Raw genomic sequence first — 17,113 nt, 5'->3', positions numbered from 1 at the left:
CCTGCGGAGCCGGCCCGACGTGCGTCAGGCCGAAGCCGCGCTGCTTGCCGATACCGCGCGTATCGGCGTCGCGCGTGCGCAATTGCTTCCGCTCGTGCGGCTGACGGGCAATATCGGAACCTCCTCGTTCGGGATCGACAATCTGTTCGACATCGTCACCGGCGGGTTGTTCGCCGGGGTCAGCCAGCTCATCTTCGACGGCGGGCGCGCCCGCGCGCAGGTTGCAGGCGCAGAGGCGGCGGCGAAGGCGTCGCTCGCGGCGTGGGAGCAGGCGATCCTCGGCGCGCTCGAGGATGTGGAAAGCGCGGCGGTCGCACTGACGGCGGCACGCGAACGCGTCGTGCTTTTCGGCACGGCGCTCGAGGCCGCGAACAATGCCGCCTTGCTCGCGCGCAGCCAATATCAGTCGGGGCTGATCGATTTCCAGACACTGCTGACGGCCGAGAGCCAGTTGCTCGGCGCACGCAACGCGCTCGCCGCCAGCGAGGCCGAGCGTGCCAACGCCTTCATCGTGCTGAACCAGGCGCTCGGCGGCGGATCTAGCGATGCGAATTTGGGTCCGGACAGCCTTGGTCCGGACGGAGGAATGCCACAATGACCGACACCGCGACCGAGCCGCAGGAACTCGACGAATTCCTCGGCGCCAAGCCGCGCCCGCGCTGGCGGCGCTGGATGAAATATTGGCTGCCGGCGTTGCTCGTGCTGGTGGTGCTGCTCGGCGTCGCGACCTGCGCGCGCGGGGGCGGCGAACCGAAATATATCACCGAAAAGGTGGCGCAGCGATCGCTGGTGCTCAGCGTCACCGCAACGGGCAATCTCCGCCCCACCAATCAGGTCGAGGTCGGGTCCGAAGTGTCGGGCAAGATCGACCATATCTATGTCGATGTGAACGACCGCGTGACGCAGGGGCAGGTGCTGGCACAGATCAACACCGACGTGATCGAGGATCAGATCACACAGGCGCAGGCCAATCTGAACGCCGCGCGCGCGCAGGTGGCGCAGGCGCAGGCGACGCTCGACGTCGACCGCGCGCAGCTTGCGCGGCTGGAGAATGTCTTCCGCATCTCGGGCGGCAAGGTGCCGTCGCAGGTCGAGTTCGATCAGGCGAAGGGCGCGGTCAAACGCGACGTCGCGGCAGTCGCCGCGGCGAATGCGAACGTCCGCGCAGTCGAGGCGCAGCTGTCGACATCGATCACCAACCGCAATCGCGCGGTGATCCGCTCGCCCGTCTCGGGCGTCGTGCTCGCGCGGCAGGTCGAGCCGGGGCAGACCGTCGCGGCGAGCTTCAACACCCCGACCCTGTTCATCCTCGCCGAGGATTTGTCGGCGATGCAGCTTCGTGTCGAAATCGACGAGGCCGATGTCGGGCAGGTGCGCGAGGGGCAGGGGGCGAGCTTCACCGTCGACGCCTATCCGGGCCGCCGCTTCCCCGCACGCGTCGAGCGCGTCGATCAGGCATCGAGCAACACGGCATCGCAGGCAAGTCAGCAGGCGACCGCCGCGACCGCAGGCAGCAACGCCGTCGTCAGTTACGAAGCGCGCCTCGCCGTCGCCAATGCCGAGGGCGTGCTGCGGCCCGGCATGACCGCGACCGCAACGATCGCGACCGGAAGCACGGGCAAGCAGCTTCTGGTACCCAATGGCGCGTTGCGCTTCCAGCCCGACGCGAAGGAGAAGGGCGAGGCGAGCGTGCTCAATCCCGAAATCGGGCTCGAACAGAATGAGCAGCGCGCGACGATCGGGGCGGGCAGCCGGCAGCGTGTCTGGGTTTTGCAGGCCGACGGCAAGCTGAAGTCGATCGATGTCGTCACGGGCGAGAGCGACGGGCGCCTGACCGCGGTGACGTCGAAGCAATTGCGCGCGGGCATGAAGGTCGTGACGGGCAAGGCAGCTGTGGCCCAGTGACCGCCAATCCGCACTCGAAACCGCCGCTGATCGAGCTCGAAGGCATTACCAAGACCTTCGGCAAGGGCGAGGCGGCGTTTCAGGCGCTGAAGGGCGTCGATATGCGCGTCGAGCGGGGCGATTTCGTCGCGGTGATGGGGCCTTCGGGTTCGGGCAAGTCGACGACGATGAACGTCCTCGGCTGCCTCGACGTGCCGACGAGCGGCATCTTCCGCTTTCGCGGCGTCGAGGTGCAGGCGCTCGACCGCGACCAGCGCAGCCTGCTGCGCCGCCGTTATCTCGGCTTCGTGTTTCAGGGCTTCAACCTGCTCGCGCGCACGACGGCGGTCGAAAATGTCGAACTGCCCTTGCTCTATCGCGGCGAGAAGAAGGCGGTGCGCCATGCCGCCGCGATGCGCGCGCTCGATCAGGTCGGGCTCGCGCCATGGGCCGATCATACCCCCGCCGAACTGTCGGGCGGCCAGCAACAGCGGGTCGCCATCGCGCGCGCGCTCGTCACCGAACCCGCGGTGCTGCTCGCCGACGAGCCGACGGGCAATCTCGATACCGAACGCTCGATCGAGATCATGCAATTGCTCACCCGATTGAACGGCGAAGGCATCACCATCCTGATGGTGACGCACGAAGAGGAAATGGCGGCGTTCGCGCGCACCGTGTTCCGGTTCCGCGACGGGCTGGTCGAAAGCGTCGAGCATCGCGCGCGGGCGATCGCCGGGGAGGCCGGCTGATGCTCGGCATGTTCGGCGCGACGCTGCTGCTCGCCTTCCGTGAAATCCGGCGACACCTGCTGCGCTCCTTCCTGACGACGCTCGGGATCATCATCGGCGTCGCGGCGGTGATCACGATGGTGACGCTCGGCAATGGCGTCACCGCGTCGGTCAAGAACCAGATATCCTCGCTGGGATCGAACGTGCTGATCGTCTTTCCGGTCCGCGGCGACCGCGGTGCGCCGCGGCCGTTCAAGCAGGACGACATCGATGCTGCGCGCAGCCAGATCGCCGGGGTCGAAGATGTGTCGGGCAGCGTGTCCTCCAGCGCCACCGCCTTCCACAATGGACAGAGCTGGCAGACGAGCGTGCAGGGCGTCGAAAATGCCTTCCTCCGCGCCCGCTCGGTCGAGGTCGAGGACGGGCGCAGCTTCTCGGCCGAAGAAGAGAGCGCGGGCAAGAGCGTGTGCCTGATCGGGCCGAAGGTAAGGCAGGCGATCTTCGTTGCGGGTGCGAGCCCGCTCGGCGCGAAAGTCCGTCTCGACAATGTGTCGTGCACCGTGGTCGGTTTGCTTGAGGAACGTGGCGAGGGCGGGGGCCCCGATCAGGACAGCGACAATGTCGTGATGATGCCGCTCAAGACCGTGCAGCGACGCTTCACCGGTAACGACAACCTGCAATATTTCGTGATCAAATATGACAGCGCCTATGCGAGTACGACGATCCAGGCCTCGCTCGTCGCACTGCTGCGCGAACGGCGATTGCTTCAGGGCACCGCCGCCAACGACTTCAACGTCGTCGACACCGCGCAGGTCAATCAGGCGCTGGGCGCGGCGACCGGGGCGCTGACCGCGATGGTAGCGGTGATCGCCGGGATCAGCCTGCTGGTCGGCGGGATCGGTATCATGAACATCATGCTCGTGTCGGTCACCGAACGGACGCGCGAGATCGGCATTCGCCTCGCGATCGGTGCGCTCGCGCGCGAGGTGCAGCTGCAATTCCTGACCGAAGCCGTCGTCCTTTGCTGCTTCGGCGGCGTCGTGGGCATTGGGCTCGCCTTCCTGCTTTCGTGGAGCATGGCCGGGGTGATCGACGTCCCCTTCCTGTTCGATCCGCTGGTCAACGTGCTGAGCTTCCTTTTCTCGGCCTTGATGGGGATCACCTTCGGCTTTTATCCCGCGCGCCGGGCGTCGAAGCTCGACCCGATCGACGCGCTGCGGCACGAATGAAGGCGCGTCAGCTTCGCGTCGTCAGCCACCGGCTCGCCGCGAGCGCCAGAAAGCCGACGACGAGCCCCCAGAAGGCTGATCCCAGCCCGAACAATGTCAGCCCCGATCCGGTGGCGAGGAAGGTCAGGATTGCGGGATCGCGGTCGGATTTCGCCGCCATCATCGATTCCATCGCGCCGAGCAGCGCGGGGATCAATGCGACCCCGGTCAGCGCCGCGATGACGGTGGCCGGCAGTGCGAGAAAGAGGCGCACGAGCAGCGGCGAGAAGATGGCGAGCAGCAGATAGAAGCCCGCATAAAGCATGCCGACGGTCCATCGTTTTGCGCGGTCGGGGTACGCCTCTTCGGCGGTGCAGATCGCCGCGGTGATCGCCGCGAGGTTGAGGCCGTGGGCGCCGAAGGGCGCGGCCGCGAGCCAGGCGAGGGCGCTGCCGACGATCAGCGGGCGCGGCGGCGGCGCATAGCCCGCGCCGCGCAGCACGACGAGGCCGGGCAGGTTCTGCGATACCAACGTCACGAGAAACAGCGGCACGCCGACGCTGAGGATCGCGCGCGCGTCGAAGGCGGGAACCACGGGCAAAAGCGTGCCGAAGGTGGCACCCGGCGGTAGCGGCCCTATGTCGCCGCGTAGCAAGGTCAGCACCATGCCCGCCGCGAGCGCGAGGAGCAGCGCATAGAGCGGCAGCCGCGCGCGCGCGGCGACGAAGACCGCGACGAGCAAGGCGACGAGCAGCGGGTCGGCGGCGCCGAGCCCGAACAGCTTGAGGCAGAAAGGCAGGAGCACCCCCGCGAGCATCGCCGAGGCGATAGGCGCCGGGATGCGCTCGGCGAGCCGTCCGAGCAGCGGCACGATGCCGAGCAGGATCATCATCAGCGCCGCGGACAGGAAGATGCCGATCGCGACGGGCCACGACAGGCCGGGTGCCGCGGCGGCGAGCAGCGCCGCGCCGGGTGTCGACCAGGCGAGCACGACGGGTATGCGCAGCCGCCACGACAGCGCTGCACCCGCTAAAGCGATGCCGAGGCACAAAGCGGTGACCGCCGACCCCGTCTGGTCGCCCGAGGCGCCGAGGTTGCGCATCGCCTGAACGACGAGTGCGATCGTGCCGCCAAAGCCGACGAGCGCGGCGATCAGCGCCGAGGACCAGGCCGGGACGGGGGGCAGGCTACGCAGCATCGTTTCTTGTTCTCTGGCTTGTCGGGGTGTTTCAGGCCGATGTCGGGGCGACATTGTCGCGGTCGGGGGCGAGCTGGCGGCTATAGAGCCAGCCGATGCCGATCAGGCTGAAACCGAGCGCGACGAACGAGCCGATCCGCGCAAGTCCTTCGAGCCCCGAGGCATCGAACAGGAAGACCTTGCCCGCCGCGGCGATCATCAGCACCAGCGACGCGATGCGCCAGTCGTGGCGCTTCGCCCGGATGCCCCACAAGAGGAAGCCGAGCGCGAGCGCGAGGATGAGGATCGACCGCAGGATATTCTCCGCGTCGGTAACGCCCGGCTGTGCGAGCAGCGCGCCGTGGAACAGCTGGCGAAGCGTCGCCCACGCAAAGCCCAGCGCGAGCAGCATCGTTACAATCTGGATCGCGCGGTCGAGCTCTGCCGGTGCCTTGGCGAAGAGCGCCGGCATCCGCGTCAGCCCAAACCACGGCAGCAGGAACAGCGGGAGGAGCAGGTTGACGAGCGGCCAGCCGCCGACCGCCTGCGCCGACCACAAGGGATTGTGCAGGATGAGGCCATAGAAGAGCGCATGCGCGGTGCCCGTGACAATTAGCGGACGGGCGACGCCGGTCAGCCCGCGCGCCATCGCGAACCAGCCTGCGCCGATCAATATCGCCTCCCAGATCAGCCGCTGAAGGATGCCCGTCGTGACGAAATCCCCGCCCGCCGCTGCGGCGAAGCCGATGCGATAGAGCGAATGGACGGCGATGCCGCCGACTATGGCGGCGAGGCTGAGCGCCGCGATCCACAGCCAGCGGGGGAGTGCGTCGCGGATCAGCCAGACGGGTATCGCGAAGAGCAATGCGGGAAGCAGCAACCGCAGCAGCAACGGCTGGGTCGTGAGCAGCGCGTCGTCGAATAGCATCGGGACACCGACGAGCGATAGCGACGCTTTTGTCGACCAGATGACAATGGGGAGTGCCGCCCACGCAAGACTGAGCGCGGCGAGGCTGGCCGCCGCGCCGTCGACGCGGCCGAAGGGGACGCACCGTGCGGCAATGAGTATCGCCGCCCCGCCGAGTGCCGGAACGAGCATCAATGCGTTGGCGGGCATGAACTGTGCAAAGGCGCCATAAGCGAGCAACGCCGCGGCAATCTGGCCGAGCCGGCGCACGATCGCGCCTTCGCTGCGAACCGCGAACAGCAGCGCGGCGGCGGCAAGGCCAGCCCATCGGATTATCGCCGTGCCGTCGGCGATATCCGTGCCCTCGGCCAGTCGCGGCAGTTCGATCAGGGCACGCGGCGTCGCGACGAGCGCGGCCAGCGCGGCGCCGACAAAGCCCGTCGCGACGCGCTCGATCCGCGTATCGAGCGCGATCTTTCCGAAGAAGAGCAGCCCGATTGCAACCGCTGCGATGCCAAGCGGCGCTAGCCACGCGGGAATGAGGAGGATAATGGCCAGCGCGAGAAGGACCCCCGCCGTCGCGGTCAGCCACGCGATGCGGCCGTCGCTTGTCCGCCCCTCGACGCGCCAACCGCGACCGATGGCGGTAGCCGCCAGCAGCGCGCCGCCCAGCGCGACCAGCGCGAGCGATCCGTCGGCGACGCTCCAGAAATGCCATTTCGTCAGCGGCGCTGCGGCGAGCGCGATGATGCAAAGTTCGAGCGTCGGGCGCAGGCTTTTGGGGAGCGCCCACATTCGCGCAAGAAGCGGCAAGGCGTGGATGACCAGCAGCGACATTCCGATCAGGCCGAACCAGAAGGGCGTCGGATCGGGCCAGGCAGCCAGCAGCGCCAGCGAGAGCAGCAGGCTGATCGCCGGAACGATCGCGAAGCCGCGCTCGCGCCAGGCGAGCCATTGGCCAGCGGCGGCGATGAGCGCGAACAGTCCCCAGTGGAGCGGCGCGAAGCCACCGTAGCCGACGAGCAGCGCCAGCTGGAGCGCCCCGACGACCGCGGAGGCGGTGCGCAGCAGCGTCGAACGCGGCCCGTCGAACGCCATCATCGGCAGCACGATGGCGAGAAGAAGGACGAAACCCCCGATCGAGACCGACGCGACGACGTCGAGCGCCGCGCTCGCGAGGACCATCCAGAGACCCCAGCCGATCCCGCCGATCAGCGCCGCGAGCGCGAGCCATGGCCAGCGCCGCGCGCGTGCAACCCCGGCGAGCCCGGCGATCGTCAGCGCGAGATAGACCGCGAGCAGCGGTACATTGGGTTCGACCGCCCCGACCATCGCGGGCGCCGCCAGCCCGCCCGCAAGGCCGAGCAGCGCGCTCGGCGGCCCGAACCGGAGCGACAGGCCGAGCGCCGCAGCGGTGACGAGCGCGAGCGCGAGGAAGGCGAGCAGCGGCCCGATCAACTGATAGACGTTCGCCGCGACCATGATCGCGGCATAGAGCGTCGCGATGCCCGCGCCTGAAAGCGCCTGCGGCACCCGGACGTCGCGCAATTTCTCTTCGTTGCGCCAGGCATATTCGGCGCCGCCGATCAGTCCGAGGCCGAACAAGAGACCCGCTACGATCTGCACACCGGGCGTGAAGATGCGCGCGAAGAAACCAGCATCGATCGCATAGCGAACGATGAGCACGCCCGCGATCGCGAGCGTGAGCCCGCCGGCCCAGATCGGCAGCGTCTTTCCGAACAGATTCTCGAACCGCGACGCGAGACTGACGGGCGGTCCGGCCGGAGCGGGTGCCTTTGGCGGTTTCGGCGCAGGCGCCGCGCCAACGGCGGGCGAGGGCAGCGTTTCAATGGTTCCGGGCGTCTTGACGGGATCGTCTGATCGCGCGGGAAGTGGTGTCGCCTCGGCAGCAACGGCGGGCTGGTCCTGCACCGGAACGGCGGCTTCCCGCACGGCTGCCGCGATCTCGGCGGCCGCCTCCTCGGTCACCGGCGGCCCCGCCCCGCGCTGCAACGCGCCGATCCGCTTGGCTGCCTCCAGCAGCGTCGCCTCGGCGCGCTTCAACCGGCCGCGGGTGTCCATCAACAGGATGAACAGGATGATGATGGCCAGAAACGCAAGGAAGTCGAACACGTTGATCCCTTCAGCCTGTGTTCCTAGCAGGCAGCGGAAGCAATTTCGATCTGTTTGGCAGCGTAAATGACTTTGCGCATCTCAAGGCAGGCGATGGCACCGGCCCGATACGGCAATCGATCCGTCAACCCGGGTTCGACCAGGTCGACAGGATGACCTCATGCCGGAATTCGCCCGAGGCCGCTCGCGGCCGGAACGGCCGCGCCCGACAGCGTCAATCAGTAAACCACGTTCCAGCCCTGGGACCCGGCGAATTGATTGGCGTAACCCCAGCACAGCAGGCCCGGCCGTTCCGCCGAGGCGCTTCCCTTGGTGAGCCGGTAAAGGAGCTGGCGGCAGCGAAAGCCGCCGACGGGCTCTTCGCTGACGATGGTCAGCGACCCCTGCGATTCGGCGCCCTTCCAGCGATGGACATGGCCGATCGCGAACTCGCCCAATATATGCTTCGATCCATTATAGGGACGCGGTGTTTCGTCGCGCGGAAAGACCGGCCAGCCATCATAGGCATAGCCGCCTTCACAGCCGGTGCAGCGCACCTTTCCGAAATCGTCATAGGCCTTCTTCACGGCGGCGAAGCCTTCGGGGTCGGGCAGTTCGCTTGGATATGCAATCTTGGACGACGATGCCTTTTTGGCAGGCGCAGGCGCCGTGGCTTTTCCCCCTGAAGGCGCGTCCGCGGGGGCCGTTTCTTCGGCGACCTGCTTCGGTGCCTCGGCGATGCGGTCGGCAATCCGCTTGAGGAAGCCTTGGCCGAGGGCCGGCGTGGGCAATGCCAGGAGAAGCGCGGCGCAGCCGGCCACCGGGATCAGGGTTCGCATGACATTTCCTTATTCTCAACGCGAGCGTCCGGAAGACGGGGCCGGGCGCCCTGGGAACGGCCGGTATCGGCCTGTTTTTTTGTGAGCGTGGCGGAGTGCCGGGGGAGGGGGGCGATCCCGCCGGCACTCCTTTGCCGACGCGATCAGCCTTCGGGCTTCGCTTCGGCCTTGGCGCGGGCTTCGGGTTTCGCTTCGGCCTTGGCGCGCGCCTCGGGCTTCGCTTCGGCTTTCGCACGCGCCTCGGGCTTGGCCTCGGCCTTGACGTGCGCTTCGGGCTTGGCTTCGGCCTTGGCCAGCGCGGGCATCGGCAGGCCGAGCGCGATCGCCGCGGCGAGGAAGGGGAGTTTGCTCATGATATGGCTCCATAATCGGTGAAGGTGGAGCAGAGGGACCGGCCTCTTGCCGGAAGCGGCGCGGGACAGGCCGGTCGTCTCTGCTCGCGGCGCGATGCCGCAACCGTCACGCTATGGGTGTGTGGGGGCCGGCGCCCCGCGCTTGCTTCGAAACCGGATCGCGGTGCGACATGGCGGCTGCAGCGTCGACCAAAGCGGACGTCGGCGCGACGAATGCGTCAGGACAGACCGAGCCGGTCGAGCACGGCGCGAACATAGCTCGGCCCGACCTGCACGATCGCGCCATCCTCCATTTCGAGCGCGATGAGCCCTTTGCCGAGCCGCTGCACAGCTTTCACCAGCGCGGGCCGGATGAAGGTCGACCGATGCACGCGCATCAATTGCTGCGGATCGAGCAGCTGCTCCAGTGCCGTCATCGAAATGCGGTGGATGTAGCTGCGCGTCGAGGTGTGGAGCAGCACATAGTCGCGCGCGGCCTCGACCCATTCGATCTGGATGACGGGGAGGCGGAGGTTGCCGCTGGCGACCTGGACCCAGATCGCTTCTTCGCGGATTTCGACCGGCGGGGCGCTGGCGATCCGGTCGACCGCATCGCGCATCGCCCGCCGTCGACGCGCCCGCTCGACCGCCTGGCGCAGCCGGTCGAACCGCACGGGCTTCAAAAGATAGTCGGCGGCATCGACCTCGAACGCGTCGGGCGCATATTGTTCGAAGGCAGTGACGAAGATGATTTCGGGGCGCGGGTCGGCGACCAGGTCGGCGGCGACGCGGATGCCGCTCTTTTGCGGCATCGAGATGTCGAGCATCACGAGATCGGGCCTGAGCGCGGCGATCCGCGCTTCGGCCTCATCACCGGTCGAAGCCGTCCCCACAACCTCGACATCGTCGATGTCGCCGAACAACGTTTCGAGGCGCCGGAGCGCGAGCGGCTCGTCATCGACGAGCAGGACGTGAAGCGCGCTCATGCCGCGAGCTCGTCGCTGCGCCGCTCGAGCGGCAGGCGCGCGATCGCGAGGAAACCGCGTTCGCGTTTCAGCGTTTCGAGGCTGCCTTTGGTGCCATAGAGTGTCTCGAGCCGCTGGCGGACATTGGCGATGCCGACGCCCGTGCCCGGCCTTGCGTCCTTTTCCTGCCCGGCGCCATCGTCCTCGACCGAGACGAGCAGCATATCGTCGTCGCTCGACGCTTCGACCCTGATCGTCACCGGCACCGCGGACGGTGCGAGCGCATATTTGATCGCATTCTCGATCAGCGGCTGGAGGAGGAAGCCCGGCACCAGCGCGCTGTTGAGCGCGGGCGGACAGACGAATTCGACCGCGAGCCGTTCGCCGAAGCGGACGCTCTCGATCTCGAGATAATGTTGCAGCGTCGCGAGCTCGTCCTCGAGCGGCAGCAAGGCGTCGGGTTCGGACGATAACGTCGCGCGCAGGAATTCGGACAGCTTGGCGAGCATCGCATCGGCGGTGCGATATTCCTTCGTGACGATCAGCGACGAGATCGCGTTGAGCGTGTTGAACAGGAAATGCGGGTTGAGCTGATAGCGGAGCGCCGCGAGGCTGGCGGCGCTCGCGGCGGCTTCGGCGCGGCTGGCGGCCTCGCGCGCCACGGCAAGCTCCAGTTCGCGTTCGCGCGTCAGCTTGTTCGCCTCGATCACCGTAAACGCTGCGCCGAGCAATGCGAACTGCCAGATGAGCGCGATGAAATTGTTGGTCGCGCGAAGGCCGAAGGGCGCGGCCATTTGCGACGATACGACGAGCCGGCCGATCCATTCCCCCGTTGCCGCGTCGATCAAGGCCAGCATGCCCGAGGCGAGGCACACGGCAGCGCCCATTGCCGCAAGGCGAACAGCCATGTTGCGGTGGCGGGTTTTCCGAACCGTCCAATAGACACCCCAGGACAACAGCGTCCCCATCACGCAGATGTTGATCACCGAAACGATGACGTAGGTGCTGGCGCCGCTGAAGATGTGATAGGGAATGAGGTATAGCACGCCGGACAGGGTCCAGGTCGCGATGACCAGCGAAATGGTCTGACGATGTTCGGGCTTCAGTGGCATGGCAATTCCAATGTGTAGTTCGCGCCGAGCATAAGGGAAGTGGGCGCGATTGACGTCCTTGCTCGTCGCACCGGCGTCCGTCTTCGTCGCGCCGGATCATGCCCGGCGACACCCGATCCGCCTTGGTCGCAGGCTGATGGAACAGCCGCCCGAGGGCCGATAGCCGACCTCCATTCGCGGCACCGTGCCGCCAAGGAGACACGCTATGGCATATCGTTATCGCGCAGGCCTTGCCGCCTTCGGGCTGCTTGGCACGCTTATTCTCGTCGAGGCGCGCGTGACCGCCGCTGGACCGACGACATCTGTTGCTGCGCCCGCGGCGACGGAGCAACCGCTCGAAATACTCCCGTCGGGTCATCCCGTTGTCCTCGTGAGCATCGATGGCTCGGCGCCCAGGCGCTTCGTCATCGATACCGCGGCGAGCAGCACCACGATCATGCCGAAACTGCGCGCCGAAATGCCCGGGCTCGTCGCCAAAATGTCGGACGACCCGCTCGATGGTGCGGCGGGGCGGAGCGACGTCGAAACGGCGGTGGTCAAGCAGGTTGAGGTTGCCGGGCATGTCTTCCGCTCGCCCGAGCTCATGCTGCTTCCGCCCGGGCCGACCGACCGGCTTGGCACCGACGGCATATTGGGCGCCGACATTATCGCCGATTTTGCGGTCGAGCTGGACATGCCCGGCCGCCGCTGGCGCATGACGCGCAAGGTCGAGGCTGGAATGCTCGACGGGCTTCCGGTGACGGTTCCTTTTGTGCTCGACGACATGCGCGCGCCGCGCCTGACGATCCGCCTCAATGGCGTCGAAGTGCCCGCGATCCTCGACACCGGCGCGCGCGGGACGATCATCAACTGGGCCGCTGCGAAAGCGATTGGGCTTTCTCCGGATAGCCCGGGGCTTGCCAAGGCATCGGATATCAAGGGCGCGACGAACCATGCGACCGCAAGCGTCGAAGCGCCGATCGACGCGCTGACGATCGGCGAAGCGAAGGTCGAGGGCCGCAAGGTGCGGATCGCCGACCTGTCGGTGTTCAAGGTGCTCGGGTTCACCCTCGACCAGCCCGCGGTGATCCTGGGCATCGACATGTTCGCCGACCGGCGCTTCGTCATCGATCATCCGGGGCTGCGCCTGCACATCTCGCCGCCGGCGGTGCCGGCCCCGAAACAACCCTGATCGTCAAGGGAGCAGCAGCATGAACAAGATACTGACCGGCAGCACCGCGCTTGGCGCGCTCGCCATCGCCGCAACCGCCGCCTTCGCCCAGCAAGCACCCAAGCCAAAGATCGAAGCCGTCTATTGGCTCTCCGCCGAAACCGTGTCGGGCATGGCGACCGGCCAGCCGGCGGGCGTGGCGAAGAATCTCTCGCTCCAGCTCGGCTCGGCGCGCCGCAGTCCCGCGCCGAGCGCCGAACATCTGCCGCCGCAGGCGTTGCGCGCGGGCGATCGCCTGCCGCTCGTCACGCCGGCCGGTGCGGCGCCCCGGGAAGATGGCAAGCCCGATTACCGGCCCGGCCCTCCGGACGCGCCAAAGGGGCGGATCGAGCTTTACTGGGGCTGCGGCGAAAATGCCCCCGCGGGCCAGCCGGTGGTCATCGACCTTGCGACGATGAAGCCGGGCGCGGCGTCGCCCTTTGGCGCGATCCCCAATGTGAAGGCGATGGTGCCGCCGTCTGCGGGGCGTCACGCGACCTATGGCGAATGGCCGGGGGACAAGAACGGCACGCGTGTGCCGCGCGCCGCCTCGCTTGTCGGCGATCATGTCGTGCAGGGCAATTATTCGCCCGAGATGCGCTTCGCCGTCGCCGGCGGGAATGATTTCCTCGCGCCGCTCGCGCCGCGGAACTCTGAGCTTGCGTCGGGGGCGGTCAAGGTCAGCTGGCCTGCGCTCGCCAATGCGCGGGGTTACATCATGACGGTGACCGGTGCGCGCGAAGATGGGACGATCGTGATGTGGACGTCGAGCGCGGTGCGCATGCCTGGCGTGGCTTTGCCCGACTATCTTGAGCAATCCGACATCGCGCGCCTCGTCCAGCAGCGCATCCTGCTCGCCCCGGAGACCACCGAATGCATCGTCCCGTCGGCGGTCGGCAAGGCATCGGAATCGGCGATGCTGATGATGACCGCCTATGGCCCCGAGGCCAATTACGGATCGCCGCGCGAAGCGCCCGCGGGCTGGGGCGTCAAGCTGCGCACCAAGGCGACGCATATGAGCATGCTCGGCGTCGATCTCGCGTCGCTGATGGGCGGAGGGGACACCGACAGCGACGCGCCGGCGGGCGACGCCAAGCCGAAAAAGAAGCGCGGCCTGCTGCGCGGGATCGGCGGCGCGCTCGGCTTGCCCGGCTGATCACCATCTCTTTCCGAAAGCTGAAACCATGAAATATTCCCTGTTAAAGCTCGCCATGCTCGGCCTTTTCATGACAACACCCGCGATCCCTGCGGCGCTGGCCGCCCCCGGCGATAGTCGCGCGCCCAAAAAATTGATGGAGCGCTGGGCCATCGGCACGCCAGGCCCCGGCGCTGGACTGCCGGGCTGGTATTCGAAGGTGCCCGACATTCACGTCCACCAGCCGCGCACCGATGCCCGGATTCCCGTCGCCGAAATTGACCTGCTCCGCCGCCGCGCGATGGTTGTCTTCGACGCGTTGATGATGCAGCCCTCGCTCCGCGATGTGCGCGGCACCAGCCTGCAGGCCGACATCAACATCTCGGTGGTCCCGACGATCGACGGCGTGCGGCTCGTCGCCGCGACCTTCAGCATCAGCGCGAAGAGCGTGGTCGACGGCAGGCCAGGGGTGGTGCAGCGCGACGGCCGCTATATCGACCCTGACCAGGAAGGCGCCGTGCTGCGCGTCTTCCTCAATCCCTATGACATGATGGCGCGCCGTCAGGTGCAGGCCGAGGGTGTTCAGGGCGGCGGCCTCCAGATCCGCACCGGCTCGGCCTATGGCCTCTATGTCGCCGATCGGCTCCCCGCCTATGACGCCGATTCCGAATATGCGTGGGCTCCGCGGCCGCTCGCGCTGGAGCTTCAGAACGATCGCAGCTGGTATCAACCGGGCGCGACGGGCGTGCATCCGCTCCTCGTCCACATGTCGAGCTATTCGCAGGAAAATGACGACCTGCGCAGCGACCGGCTCAATCCGGAACGTCCGGCCGCACGCCTCGCCGCCGCGATGTTTATGACCGACTGGGAAGATGTCCAGCGCCGCATGAAGGCGGTGGCATGATGCGCCGCGCTTCTTTCACCGCGCTCGCGCTGGCGCTTGCCATCGCGCCGTCCGCCGCCTTCGCCCAGCGTGCCGACGACAATGCGACGACGAGCGCCGAGGATGCCTTTGGCACCTCGATCGGCGGCGAGCAGATCGGCATCTATAACCCCAATTATGTCCGCGGTTTCTCGGCCGTCGAGGCGGGCAATATCCGCCTCGACGGTCTCTATATCGACCAGCAGGGCGGCTTCACCGACCGACTGATCGGTAGCTTGCAGATGCGTGTCGGGCTGTCGGCGCAAAGCTATCCCTTTCCGGCGCCGACGGGCATCGCCGACTATGGGCTGCGCCGCCCAGGCGACAGGGCGCTGGTCAGCCTCGGCGCGCGGCTCGGCCCCTTGGGTGCGGCAGCGCTGGAGATCGACGCGCAGCTGCCGGTAACCGACCGTCTTGCTGTCGGCGCGGGATTGGGACTGATCGCCGACCGGACGCATACCGGCGGCCGCGCGAATTATCGGACCGCGGCGCTCATCGCGCGCTGGGCGCCGGTCGACGGTGTCGCCATCACCCCCTTCTGGAGCCGCACCGGCATTTCGGACGAAGAAAGCCAACCCTTGTTGCTAACCGGCGGCGATTATCTGCCGCCGCGCATCGAGCGCGTGAAGCGGCTCGGCCAGAAATGGGCGACGAATGACGGTGAAACGGTCAACGCGGGCGTCATCGGATCGGCGACGATGGGTGACTGGACGCTGAAGGCCGGTATTTTCCGGTCGATGCTCGACCTCGACCGCTCGCACACCCAGCTTTTCCTCGATGTGCGGGAGGATGGCACCGCCGATGAACTGGTGATCGCCGAACCCGGCCGCCGCTCGGCATCGACAAGCGGCGAGGTGCGGCTGTCGCGACGCTTTGCGGAGGGGCCGCGGCTCCACACGCTGCACCTCTCGTTCAAAGGTCGCGACCGCGTTCGCCGTTATGGCGGCGATACCGCGATCTTCATCGGCAACCATCCGCTCGAGGAGCCTGTCGCCTTTCCCGAACCCGTGTCGGTGTTCGGGGTGCAGACGCGCGACACGGTGCGTCAATGGACTGCGGGTGTCGCTTATGAGGGGCGGTGGAAGGGCGTCGGCGAACTCAGCCTTGGCCTGCAGAAGACGACCTATCGCAAGCGTGTGCTCGATCCCGATGCCCCGGCGATCCGGACGACCGACGATCCGTTGCTCTTCAACGCCACCGCCGCATTCCATGCGTCGTCGTCGCTGGCCTTCTATGCCGGCTATACGCAGGGTCTCGAGGAAAGCCCGGTCGCACCCGGCGTTGCGGTCAACCGCGACGATGCGCCGCCCGCCATCCGCACCCGCCAGATCGACGGCGGCGTTCGCTGGTCGATCACGCCGAACATCCGCCTGGTGGCCGGTGTGTTCGACGTCACGAAGCCATTCTATTCGCTCGACGCCGCGCGGGTCTTCCGCCAGCTCGGCGACGTGCGGCACCGCGGCGCGGAATTCTCGTTCTCGGGCCAGCTCGCACCGGGGCTGACCGCGATTGCCGGGACGGCGCTGATCGACGCCAAGCTGTCGGGCGACGCCGTCGACAGCGGGCTGGTGGGCCGCAAGCCGCTCGCGAGCTTCGGCCGGCTTTCGACCGCCGTGCTCGATTACCGGCCCACGTTCGCGCCCGATTTTTCAGTCGACCTCGTCGTCGAAAGCACGTCGGACCGTATCGCCAGCACCGACGGCAAGCTCGTCATCCCGGCGCGCGCGATCGCATCGGTCGGCGGGCGTTATCGCTTCCATATCGGTAAGGCCCCGGCGACGCTTCGCCTCCAGCTCGCGAACATCGGCAACAAGTTCGGTTGGGCGAACGGGTCGTCGGGGGTCTACCTCTATAATTTCCCGCGTAGACTCACCGCAACGCTGACAACCGACTTCGGCTGACCCTCTGCTACATCCTCAAAAAACTCGGGAGTTCATCATGCAACCTGTCTTGCGTGCGGCGGTCGCCGTTACCGCCCTTCTGGCCACCGCCAATGTCGCGCAGGCGCAGGGAATCCTGAAACGCCTGGCCGATCGTGCGGTGGAAAAGGTCGAACAGGCCGCGGAGAAAATCGCCGATGACGCCATCAACGGTTCGGCCCGCCCCCGCGAGGAGGCGGGTGTGGACGCGGAAGCGCCCGCTCCGCGTCAGGACGCGCCGGCGGCGACGCCCGCTTCGGTCAACCCGCCGCTGCCGGCAGCCAAGGCCCGTTACATCGACAGCCTCAAAGCCCCGCCCGATATCGAGGCGAAAAAGGCGGAGTATCACAAGTTCGGCGAAGTCAGTTGCAACGCCTGCGAAGGCGGGGTCGAACTCGACGGCCGGCCGACTTTCCCCTTCGACGAGTTCAGCGGAAAATATAATGAGCGCGCCAAGCGGGCGGGCAGCTGGCCGGTGGGCCACACACATCGCTGGCAAGGGAAGGGATCGGCGGGCACGCTGACGGTGACGTCGGAAGAGCGTGTCGAGGGCTTTCGGTGCCGCCGGCTCGAATATCGGCTGGAGCGCGGCGGCGCCTCCGCCAACCGGCCGGGCCTGATCTGTTTCGGCCTCGCAAACCGCTCGTCGGAAGTCGAAAACTGGCACGAGATATATTGAGCTGC

Annotated in this window: 15 protein-coding genes; 9 read left to right on the top strand and 6 right to left on the bottom strand. The window is 67.3% G+C overall.

Features of this window, described 5'->3' with window-relative positions:
* The first annotated feature begins 19 nt into the window (after positions 1-19).
* The 4 genes from J2X38_RS12150 to J2X38_RS12135 are packed head-to-tail and all read left to right on the top strand — an operon-like array spanning position 20 to position 3,841.
* Positions 20-598, top strand: coding sequence for a TolC family protein (locus J2X38_RS12150; RefSeq protein ID WP_310254388.1), 579 nt, complete (start codon positions 20-22; stop codon positions 596-598).
* Positions 595-1,905, top strand: a complete 1,311-nt coding sequence (locus J2X38_RS12145; RefSeq protein WP_310254386.1) for an efflux RND transporter periplasmic adaptor subunit — start codon at positions 595-597, stop codon at positions 1,903-1,905. Before J2X38_RS12150 ends, J2X38_RS12145 begins: the two co-directional genes overlap by 4 nt.
* The gene (locus J2X38_RS12140; RefSeq protein ID WP_310254384.1) at positions 1,902-2,633 is read left to right on the top strand and encodes an ABC transporter ATP-binding protein; all 732 of its coding nucleotides are present in this window, start codon (positions 1,902-1,904) and stop codon (positions 2,631-2,633) included. Before J2X38_RS12145 ends, J2X38_RS12140 begins: the two co-directional genes overlap by 4 nt.
* An 8-nt stretch (positions 2,634-2,641) precedes the next feature.
* Complete coding sequence (locus J2X38_RS12135; RefSeq protein WP_310254852.1) at positions 2,642-3,841, top strand: ABC transporter permease; 1,200 nt, start codon at positions 2,642-2,644, stop codon at positions 3,839-3,841.
* A gap of 7 nt (positions 3,842-3,848) precedes the next feature.
* Here the strand turns inward: J2X38_RS12135 and J2X38_RS12130 are convergent, their stop codons facing one another.
* The 6 genes from J2X38_RS12130 to J2X38_RS12105 all read right to left on the bottom strand — a co-directional run bounded on the left by J2X38_RS12130 (position 3,849) and on the right by J2X38_RS12105 (position 11,264).
* Positions 3,849-5,018, bottom strand: a complete 1,170-nt coding sequence (locus J2X38_RS12130) for a benzoate/H(+) symporter BenE family transporter (RefSeq protein ID WP_310254382.1) — start codon at positions 5,016-5,018, stop codon at positions 3,849-3,851.
* Between the two features lie 31 nt (positions 5,019-5,049).
* Positions 5,050-8,037, bottom strand: a complete 2,988-nt coding sequence (locus tag J2X38_RS12125; RefSeq protein ID WP_310254380.1) for a DUF2339 domain-containing protein — start codon at positions 8,035-8,037, stop codon at positions 5,050-5,052.
* Between the two features lie 218 nt (positions 8,038-8,255).
* Entirely contained in the window at positions 8,256-8,855 is a 600-nt protein-coding gene (locus tag J2X38_RS12120) for a hypothetical protein (RefSeq protein WP_310254378.1), read from the bottom strand.
* A 143-nt stretch (positions 8,856-8,998) separates the two neighbouring features.
* On the bottom strand, positions 8,999-9,208 hold the full coding sequence (locus J2X38_RS12115; protein ID WP_310254376.1) for a hypothetical protein: 210 nt from the start codon (positions 9,206-9,208) through the stop codon (positions 8,999-9,001).
* Positions 9,209-9,426: 218 nt separating this feature from the next.
* Positions 9,427-10,173, bottom strand: a complete 747-nt coding sequence (locus J2X38_RS12110) for a LytTR family DNA-binding domain-containing protein (RefSeq protein WP_310254373.1) — start codon at positions 10,171-10,173, stop codon at positions 9,427-9,429.
* A complete protein-coding gene (locus J2X38_RS12105) occupies positions 10,170-11,264 on the bottom strand; it encodes a histidine kinase (protein WP_310254371.1) in 1,095 nt (364 codons plus the stop codon). The genes J2X38_RS12110 and J2X38_RS12105 overlap by 4 nt, the downstream gene beginning before the upstream one ends.
* A 205-nt stretch (positions 11,265-11,469) precedes the next feature.
* Between J2X38_RS12105 and J2X38_RS12100 the strand changes: the two genes are divergently transcribed.
* Genes J2X38_RS12100 through J2X38_RS12080 form a run of 5 tightly spaced genes read left to right on the top strand, consistent with a single transcriptional unit; the run spans position 11,470 to position 17,108 of the window.
* On the top strand, positions 11,470-12,435 hold the full coding sequence (locus tag J2X38_RS12100) for a retropepsin-like aspartic protease (protein WP_310254370.1): 966 nt from the start codon (positions 11,470-11,472) through the stop codon (positions 12,433-12,435).
* 19 nt (positions 12,436-12,454) lie between these two features.
* Positions 12,455-13,609, top strand: a complete 1,155-nt coding sequence (locus tag J2X38_RS12095; RefSeq protein WP_310254368.1) for a hypothetical protein — start codon at positions 12,455-12,457, stop codon at positions 13,607-13,609.
* A 28-nt stretch (positions 13,610-13,637) separates the two neighbouring features.
* Positions 13,638-14,492: a hypothetical protein gene (locus tag J2X38_RS12090; protein ID WP_310254366.1), complete on the top strand. Its 855-nt coding sequence runs from the start codon at positions 13,638-13,640 to the stop codon at positions 14,490-14,492.
* Complete coding sequence (locus J2X38_RS12085; RefSeq protein WP_310254364.1) at positions 14,489-16,411, top strand: TonB-dependent receptor domain-containing protein; 1,923 nt, start codon at positions 14,489-14,491, stop codon at positions 16,409-16,411. Before J2X38_RS12090 ends, J2X38_RS12085 begins: the two co-directional genes overlap by 4 nt.
* Positions 16,412-16,448: 37 nt before the next feature.
* Positions 16,449-17,108 carry a hypothetical protein gene (locus J2X38_RS12080; RefSeq protein ID WP_310254362.1) on the top strand — a complete coding sequence of 220 codons (660 nt, stop codon included), beginning with the start codon at positions 16,449-16,451 and terminating at the stop codon, positions 17,106-17,108.
* Positions 17,109-17,113 lie beyond the last annotated feature (5 nt).

Source organism: Sphingopyxis sp. BE235 (genome assembly GCF_031457175.1).
Taxonomy (GTDB): Bacteria; Pseudomonadota; Alphaproteobacteria; order Sphingomonadales; family Sphingomonadaceae; genus Sphingopyxis.
This window is presented reverse-complemented; position numbering and strand designations above follow the sequence as displayed.

Bases quoted from the DNA above. Each gene is read 5' to 3' on its own strand.
- J2X38_RS12120 (WP_310254378.1), bottom strand. From the start codon at position 8,855: ATGCGAACCCTGATCCCGGTGGCCGGCTGCGCCGCGCTTCTCCTGGCA.
- J2X38_RS12130 (WP_310254382.1), bottom strand. From the start codon at position 5,018: ATGCTGCGTAGCCTGCCCCCCGTCCCGGCCTGGTCCTCGGCGCTGATC.
- J2X38_RS12115 (WP_310254376.1), bottom strand. From the start codon at position 9,208: ATGAGCAAACTCCCCTTCCTCGCCGCGGCGATCGCGCTCGGCCTGCCG.
- J2X38_RS12090 (WP_310254366.1), top strand. From the start codon at position 13,638: ATGAAATATTCCCTGTTAAAGCTCGCCATGCTCGGCCTTTTCATGACA.
- J2X38_RS12080 (WP_310254362.1), top strand. From the start codon at position 16,449: ATGCAACCTGTCTTGCGTGCGGCGGTCGCCGTTACCGCCCTTCTGGCC.
- J2X38_RS12135 (WP_310254852.1), top strand. From the start codon at position 2,642: ATGTTCGGCGCGACGCTGCTGCTCGCCTTCCGTGAAATCCGGCGACAC.
- J2X38_RS12110 (WP_310254373.1), bottom strand. From the start codon at position 10,173: ATGAGCGCGCTTCACGTCCTGCTCGTCGATGACGAGCCGCTCGCGCTC.
- J2X38_RS12095 (WP_310254368.1), top strand. From the start codon at position 12,455: ATGAACAAGATACTGACCGGCAGCACCGCGCTTGGCGCGCTCGCCATC.
- J2X38_RS12085 (WP_310254364.1), top strand. From the start codon at position 14,489: ATGATGCGCCGCGCTTCTTTCACCGCGCTCGCGCTGGCGCTTGCCATC.
- J2X38_RS12105 (WP_310254371.1), bottom strand. From the start codon at position 11,264: ATGCCACTGAAGCCCGAACATCGTCAGACCATTTCGCTGGTCATCGCG.
- J2X38_RS12100 (WP_310254370.1), top strand. From the start codon at position 11,470: ATGGCATATCGTTATCGCGCAGGCCTTGCCGCCTTCGGGCTGCTTGGC.
- J2X38_RS12145 (WP_310254386.1), top strand. From the start codon at position 595: ATGACCGACACCGCGACCGAGCCGCAGGAACTCGACGAATTCCTCGGC.